The 6,348-nt window shown below is 38.2% G+C and carries 5 protein-coding genes and 1 pseudogene; 1 reads left to right on the top strand and 5 read right to left on the bottom strand.

Translation table 11 applies throughout. The features are described from left to right. Nucleotides 1–27: 27 nt before the first annotated feature. The 4 genes from EO116_RS06685 to trmB form a co-directional block, all read right to left on the bottom strand. Nucleotides 28–1,689, bottom strand: coding sequence for an N-6 DNA methylase (locus tag EO116_RS06685; RefSeq protein ID WP_206168329.1), 1,662 nt, complete (start codon nucleotides 1,687–1,689; stop codon nucleotides 28–30). Between the two features lie 353 nt (nucleotides 1,690–2,042). Then, the gene (uraA, locus tag EO116_RS06680; protein WP_127161168.1) at nucleotides 2,043–3,320 is read right to left on the bottom strand and encodes a uracil permease; all 1,278 of its coding nucleotides are present in this window, start codon (nucleotides 3,318–3,320) and stop codon (nucleotides 2,043–2,045) included. A 36-nt stretch (nucleotides 3,321–3,356) separates the two neighbouring features. Beyond that, nucleotides 3,357–4,757: an FtsW/RodA/SpoVE family cell cycle protein gene (locus EO116_RS06675; protein WP_255416980.1), complete on the bottom strand. Its 1,401-nt coding sequence runs from the start codon at nucleotides 4,755–4,757 to the stop codon at nucleotides 3,357–3,359. Beyond that, nucleotides 4,744–5,418, bottom strand: coding sequence for a tRNA (guanosine(46)-N7)-methyltransferase TrmB (trmB, locus tag EO116_RS06670; RefSeq protein ID WP_127161166.1), 675 nt, complete (start codon nucleotides 5,416–5,418; stop codon nucleotides 4,744–4,746). Before trmB ends, EO116_RS06675 begins: the two co-directional genes overlap by 14 nt. A gap of 102 nt (nucleotides 5,419–5,520) precedes the next feature. Here trmB and EO116_RS06665 point away from each other — a divergent pair. Beyond that, nucleotides 5,521–5,655, top strand: a pseudogene (locus EO116_RS06665) (7-cyano-7-deazaguanine synthase); the annotation flags it as partial. A gap of 21 nt (nucleotides 5,656–5,676) precedes the next feature. Here the strand turns inward: EO116_RS06665 and EO116_RS06660 are convergent. Continuing rightward, on the bottom strand, nucleotides 5,677–6,327 hold the full coding sequence (locus tag EO116_RS06660) for a PepSY domain-containing protein (protein WP_127161164.1): 651 nt from the start codon (nucleotides 6,325–6,327) through the stop codon (nucleotides 5,677–5,679). Between the last annotated feature and the right edge of the window lie 21 nt (nucleotides 6,328–6,348).

The following is a 6,348-nucleotide window of genomic DNA, read 5'->3' as shown; positions in this document are numbered from 1 at the left end:
GCTATGGACTTCGCCACTTTGGTAGATTTAGAGTACGTATTCTACTTTTGAGCAAAAAGAATGGCACCAACCATACATATGATTGGTGCCAAAGAAGACTCGTAGGGTGAATACCCCAACATTTGACAGAGAGCCTATATTTCCGCCACCGGAGCCATGCATGAATAGGGAAATTTTAGAGACTCTTGCTAGTCTATAGTCTTTTTCAATGCCGAATATTTTTTTCTCTACCCAGTGATTGGATGAGCTTTCATTATTATTGATTGTATTAGCACTGACCTGAATCGCTTCAAATCCCTCCGTTAAGAAATGACCTGCTCCACAGGCATAATCGATAATTTTAGGGTATTCAATGCCATCAGTTTTAGTCATTATTTCTTTTAACGGAAGACTGTCCCATATAAAACGAGTGATAGGAGTAGGTGTAAAAAATTGACCTTCATTCTGTTTAAAACCTTTATTAAGCAATTGCTCAAATAAATCTCCTAGCATCTGAAGATCTGCGGAACCGATAATTCTATAATCCTGAAAGAGCTGTACCATTTCAACCAAAATTTTACCATTTTGATAGAAAAGTTCTTCGTTATGAACATCTTTAAATGCAAAATCATTATTGGTATAGAATTTTAGGATACGAAGCGTATTCTTTAATTCTTCAATCATTTTTACTCGTTTTTGGCTGGTATATTGTTTTACAAGCTTCTCTGCATAATCATCAGACACATAGTAAATCTCTTCACGCATAAATTCCTCCATACCTTCCTTATGAAGTCTTTGTAGGCGATCTTGTAGAGATTCATAGGTATCTGTACCTACTTTATATTGAAATTCAACGATATCATCATCAGCTTTTTGCAATTCATCTACCAGTTTACAAATAAAAAGTGCAATTAATCTATTGAATGCATTCTCTTTATCAGAGACATTGTTATGTCTCAAAATCTCTTCAAAGCGATTTACAACCTTATCATCTCCCGAAAAATCTACTAAATCTCTTTTTCTTAATGGTTTTACTCCTACTTGATAAGCCACAGAATCATCTCTAAAAAAAATATCGCCTAATAGTCTTCTTTCATGTGTTTCCTTCCAAACATTATGAAGATCAGGAACAGTATATGCATTTTTATATAGTTGTATAGAGGAATCCTTTTTTGCTAATTCTTCTAAATTTTTATCATCACTACAATCTATCGCATGAACTTTATATTCAACTTTCCCTTTATTCAGTGTTGATGTATAAAGCGCCAGCCATTTACAATGTTTTTCTTGTTGCCAATATGAAAATAGTTGAGCACCATCATGTATCGTATCTTTTAATGCCTTTTCATATTCTTTTCCATAGGTTTTGCATTCAATAATAAAGAGTGTTTTACCAGTATCTTCTTTTACTAATACATCCGCTCTACCACTCTTTTGTTCATGTCCTAATGTCCACGTCTTTTCTAACTCTATATGTTCTGGTCTGTATCCCTTATCTAATAACCTTGTCACACATTCCAAAACCACAAAATTTTCTGACTCACTAAAATTACACGTTGTTTTTTTATGAACCTTTAGTCCACTTTCTTCTGGATATTGTATAGTTTGTTCTTTAAAATTAACTATAATAGCACATCCAAATTCTTGATATTCCTTTATAAAAGTATCTTTATCTTCTTTATACCCAATAGAATTAAGAACATCTTTCAAATTTGATATTGTTATCAATCTTAATCCTCCCTAATCTTTAAATATATCTTCTAAGGTTTTCTCTTTAAGTATAACATACTTCAAAAAAAACTATATAAGCCACCTGTATCTTTTGATTGAGAATTTGCTTAACTAGCACTGATCTAAAAAAGCCCAATACCTCTATATCTCCTTCAATCGCAGTTATGTATAGTAGCCTCGTGGCGTCCCTTACTAGCAAAATTATACAAACACAAGAAGAGCACGGTGTTCTCCGAACAAACATTATGAAATACCGTTTGTGAGGAGTATACCGTGCTCTTCCTTTTATTATATTCAGTTAAGACCGCCACAGGCTACATAGCAGAGCAAGATTAGTCTTTGAGTTCAGAATTTCCAAGTCCTGTTTTACGGAAGATGGCAAAGATAACGCTCAATAAGATGGCTGTTACTGTTGCCAATCCCATACCTTGCAATACCACTGGACCGATGGCTAATTTAGCGCCGCTCAAACCAATAACTAGTACTACAGATGTTAAGATTAGGTTAGACGATTTTGTATAATCCACTTTACGTTCTACTAACATACGTAAACCAGAAGCAGCGATGATACCGAATAATAAGATACTTACACCACCCATTACTGGAACAGGGATGGCATGGATTAAAGCTGCTACTTTACCAACGAAGGAGAACAAGATAGCAAGTACTGCTGCACCAGCGATAACGAAGGTGCTGAATACACGTGTAATTGCCATTACACCAATGTTTTCTCCGTATGTTGTATTTGGTGTAGCACCAAATAAACCGGATAACACATTGGATAAGCCATCTGCAAATAAAGAACGGCTCAAACCTGGATCTTTCATTAAATCACGACCAATGATATTGCTTGTAACTACAATATGCCCTACATGTTCCGCAAATACTACGAACAAAGCTGGCATAATCATTAAAATAGCATTGATATTAAATTCTGGCTCATAGAAATGTGGAAGGGCGAACCAAGGTGCATTGGCTACACTTGTGAAGTCTACTACTCCCATAATCGCAGCCGCTACATAGCCAGATACTACGCCAATTAATACTGGAATTACCGCAAAGAACCCACGGAATAATACAGTACCTAGGATAGTCACTGCTAAGGAAAATAAAGATAAGAATAACACTTGTTCATGAGTCATGCCAAATGTTTGCCATTGATCTCCAATGATGCCTGCCATCCCCATTGCTACAGGGGCCACTTCTAAACCGATAACCGCAACAATAGCGCCCATCGCTGCTGGTGGAAATAATACATCAATCCATTTAATACCAATAAATTTAACTAATAAAGCCAATAGCATAAAAGACACACCAAAGGCAATGAAACCACCTTGCGCTGCTCCATAGGTCATACCAGATGCTACTACTGCACCTACAGGTCCAATGAAAGCAAAGCTAGAGCCTAAATAGGAAGGAATCTTTCCTTGACAAATTAATACGTATAAAATAGTGCCAATACCGTTCATGAATAAGGACGTAGCTGGATCAACTTTCAATAAGAATGGTACTAATACTGTAGCCCCGAACATAGCAAATAAATGCTGGAAACTAAGTGGTAATAACTTAGCGAAAGACGGGCGTTCGTGAACATCAATAAAATCTTTCATGGTTCATCTCTTTCTGTGTGAATCACACTTAAAACATTAAGACCTAGGTTGAAACCGATGCCGTGTTTCTTCACCAATAGATGGTAAATGACGGGTCGTTCCAATTTGTTTGCGTGCATATTCATTGCGACGCGCAATATTTAATAATATCCCTATGACAGCAAAATTCGTTACCAATGAGGACCCGCCATAACTAATAAATGGCAAGGGAACCCCTGTTACCGGCACTAAACCTACCACCATAGCAATATTAAAAAATGCTTGAATAGTAATAAAAAATGTAAGTCCTATCGCTAATATTTGGCCTAATACATCTCTAGATTGACGAGCAATGGAAAGGCCATATTTCGTAAACCATAAGAAGAAAAACGCTACCAAGCAAACACCTAAAAAGCCAAATTCTTGAGAGAAAATGGAAAAGGCAAAATCTGTATGAGCTTCTGGTAAATAATTATATTTAGAAATTCCTTGCGTAAATCCTTCTCCCCAGAATCCCCCAATGGACACACTCAATATACTTTGCGTTACTTGGTATCCATTGACAGTCGTATCCGACCATGGATCATAGAAGGCTACTACACGATCCCAACGATACTGTTCATAGCGGACTAAAGGATATGCAATAGCAGCGAGAATGCTAAAGACGATCACCAAATATTTCCAGTCCGATTTTCGATAGCCTACGCAAAACGTCATTAAGGTAGGAAACAATAAAATCAGCACCGCTGTTCCCATATCTGGCTGCTTCATGGTAATCCCCGCATATAGAATGGGTACAAAAAACGCAGATGGCAATAGAAAGTTTGGATGTAATTTGCCCGGAGTCCCTCGAAATCGTTTCCACAGTCTATTGATTTGGAATACAATGAAGGCCCACACTTTCCAAAGCCAGCCCAAACCTTTAGATTTCCCCCATTCATGTGGCTCAAACAAATGCATGATGCCCCGTTCTTTTACTTGTTTATCAATACGGTACGCTGCCCAAAGCATGGCCGCTAACTTGGCAAACTCCGACGGTTGTAGCGTTAACCCTAGAGGCAAACTAATCCAACGTCGTGCTCCATTCGCACCATGTCCAAGAAACGGTATAAAAACGATACCCATGAGGATAAGTACAATCACCAACAATTTACGTTGTACCTTAGGGTCTCCCCATTTACGATAATCAAAACGATAGAAAGCCCACGCCACAAAAACGCCTGCCCCTAAAAACAAAGCTTGCTTCCCTAATAGAAACCAAAATGGTTTCCAGTTGTCTCCCCCATGCAAGGTCGTCGTATAGGTCGCACTATATCCGTTCAAAAAACCTATTAAGATAATTCCGAAGAGAGGTACCAATATACCTTGTCCATCATGCTTGATAATACTTTTATAAAGGGATCTAATTTGTTGAAATATACCGAAATTTTTGTTAGGTGAACTGCTATTCTCCTGCATCTGTCGTATCACTTCCTTTAGCTGGCTTAATCGCCTCTAAGCGGAAAATTGGTTGGCCTTTAGCGCTGAATTTTTCTTCATATTCTGTGCGCACATTTGGCATATCTGTACTATGTAAATCATAACTTACATTTTTTAATGTCCAACCAGAGTTTGCAAACTCCTCTAAGGAGAACATAAATAATCCTTCATTATCTGTTTTAAAATGGATTTCTCCATTCTCTTTCAACAATCGCGCATAGCGTTCTAGAAATGTATGATAGGTCAAACGGCGTTTTGCATGCTTCGCCTTTGGCCACGGATCACAGAAGTTGATGTAGAAACGGTCAACTTCACCTGGTGCTACCACCTCTTCAATGCCTGCAATATCAAACAAACTCACTTTACCATTCTCTGCTTTTTGTTCATACAATTTTTGAGCCGCATAATATAGCACGCCAATTTGCACTTCAAAGCCCACAAAGTTTGCTTCTGGATGGGCTTCACACATGCCAGCTATGAACTTGCCTTTACCCGTTCCTAGCTCCATATATAATGGTTTAGACGGATCTGCAAAACTTTCACGCCATTTTCCCTTGAAAACTTCGTGATTCTCTAGTACAGTATATGTATTATATTCTAGGATTGCATCATCAATCCATGGTTTTCTCCGTAAACGCATACTATCTCCTTTTATAACAATCTTATCCTTACTATTATAGTACATCATCTGTTCTATGTCAGTACTCACTTATAATTTTTTTATTTCCATGAAAGGATTTCCATGAAAGCATTAGTATTATCTAGTGGCGGTGTAGATTCCACCACCTGCTTAGCCATGGCCATCGATGCTCTCGGCACAGACAATGTGAGCGCCCTGTCCATTTGGTACGGGCAAAAGCACAAAAAAGCTATTCAAACCTAACGGAATGAATAGCTTTTATCGTTCTTTCGTCACTTCTATGACCTGACTAGAATTTGCATCAATCGTCACATACATCGTCTCTCCACGCATATCTAATACAACATGGTATAGAGCAACATATCCTTTTGTTTCCAGCTCCCAACGAATTAAGCGAGCTTCACTGCCTAATATAGCAATCGCTACTTGCGTTGCTTCATCAGGATTGATAAGATTGCCTAAATCAATGGCAGCAGATTGCACCATTGATTCTTGTGCACTCTCTACAGCAGCATTTAATACCTGTCCTGTAGTAGCATCTATGGTCACGCTATGACCTGCTTCGGAGGAGACTCCCTCTACTTCGTAGCTTTTACGGCCATCTTGCGTTTCAAATGTTATCCCTTTCACTTGTGCTGTTGGATATTGCCTCTTATACAGGTTTACAGCCCCCTTGGCATCGACTAATATGGGGCCCTCCCCATCCGTAGACTCCACCTTATCCTGCGAATTAGGTATTACTTTTATTTCAGGTAACGGCACCTTCTTCATCGTAATGGGCTCTGCATCTGGCGATGTAATAGTTGTGGAAACGGTTTCTTTTTCACTACAACATGCATACCATGAAATTGTCCCTACAGAAGCAATAGCACAAATACTTAGGATACTTATGAGTATCTTTCGTTTCATATGGCATCCTTTTTACACACT

This window comes from Veillonella sp. VA137 (genome assembly GCF_003992015.1).
In the GTDB taxonomy this organism is placed as follows: Bacteria; Bacillota; Negativicutes; order Veillonellales; family Veillonellaceae; genus F0422.
The sequence above is the reverse complement of the archived record's forward strand: the minus strand, read 5'-3'. Positions and strand labels throughout refer to the sequence as shown.

Excerpts from the sequence above, each read along its gene's own strand:
- uraA (WP_127161168.1), bottom strand. The coding sequence starts at position 3,320 with ATGAAAGATTTTATTGATGTTCACGAACGCCCGTCTTTCGCTAAGTTA.
- EO116_RS06675 (WP_255416980.1), bottom strand. The coding sequence starts at position 4,757 with ATGCAGGAGAATAGCAGTTCACCTAACAAAAATTTCGGTATATTTCAA.
- trmB (WP_127161166.1), bottom strand. The coding sequence starts at position 5,418 with ATGCGTTTACGGAGAAAACCATGGATTGATGATGCAATCCTAGAATAT.
- EO116_RS06660 (WP_127161164.1), bottom strand. The coding sequence starts at position 6,327 with ATGAAACGAAAGATACTCATAAGTATCCTAAGTATTTGTGCTATTGCT.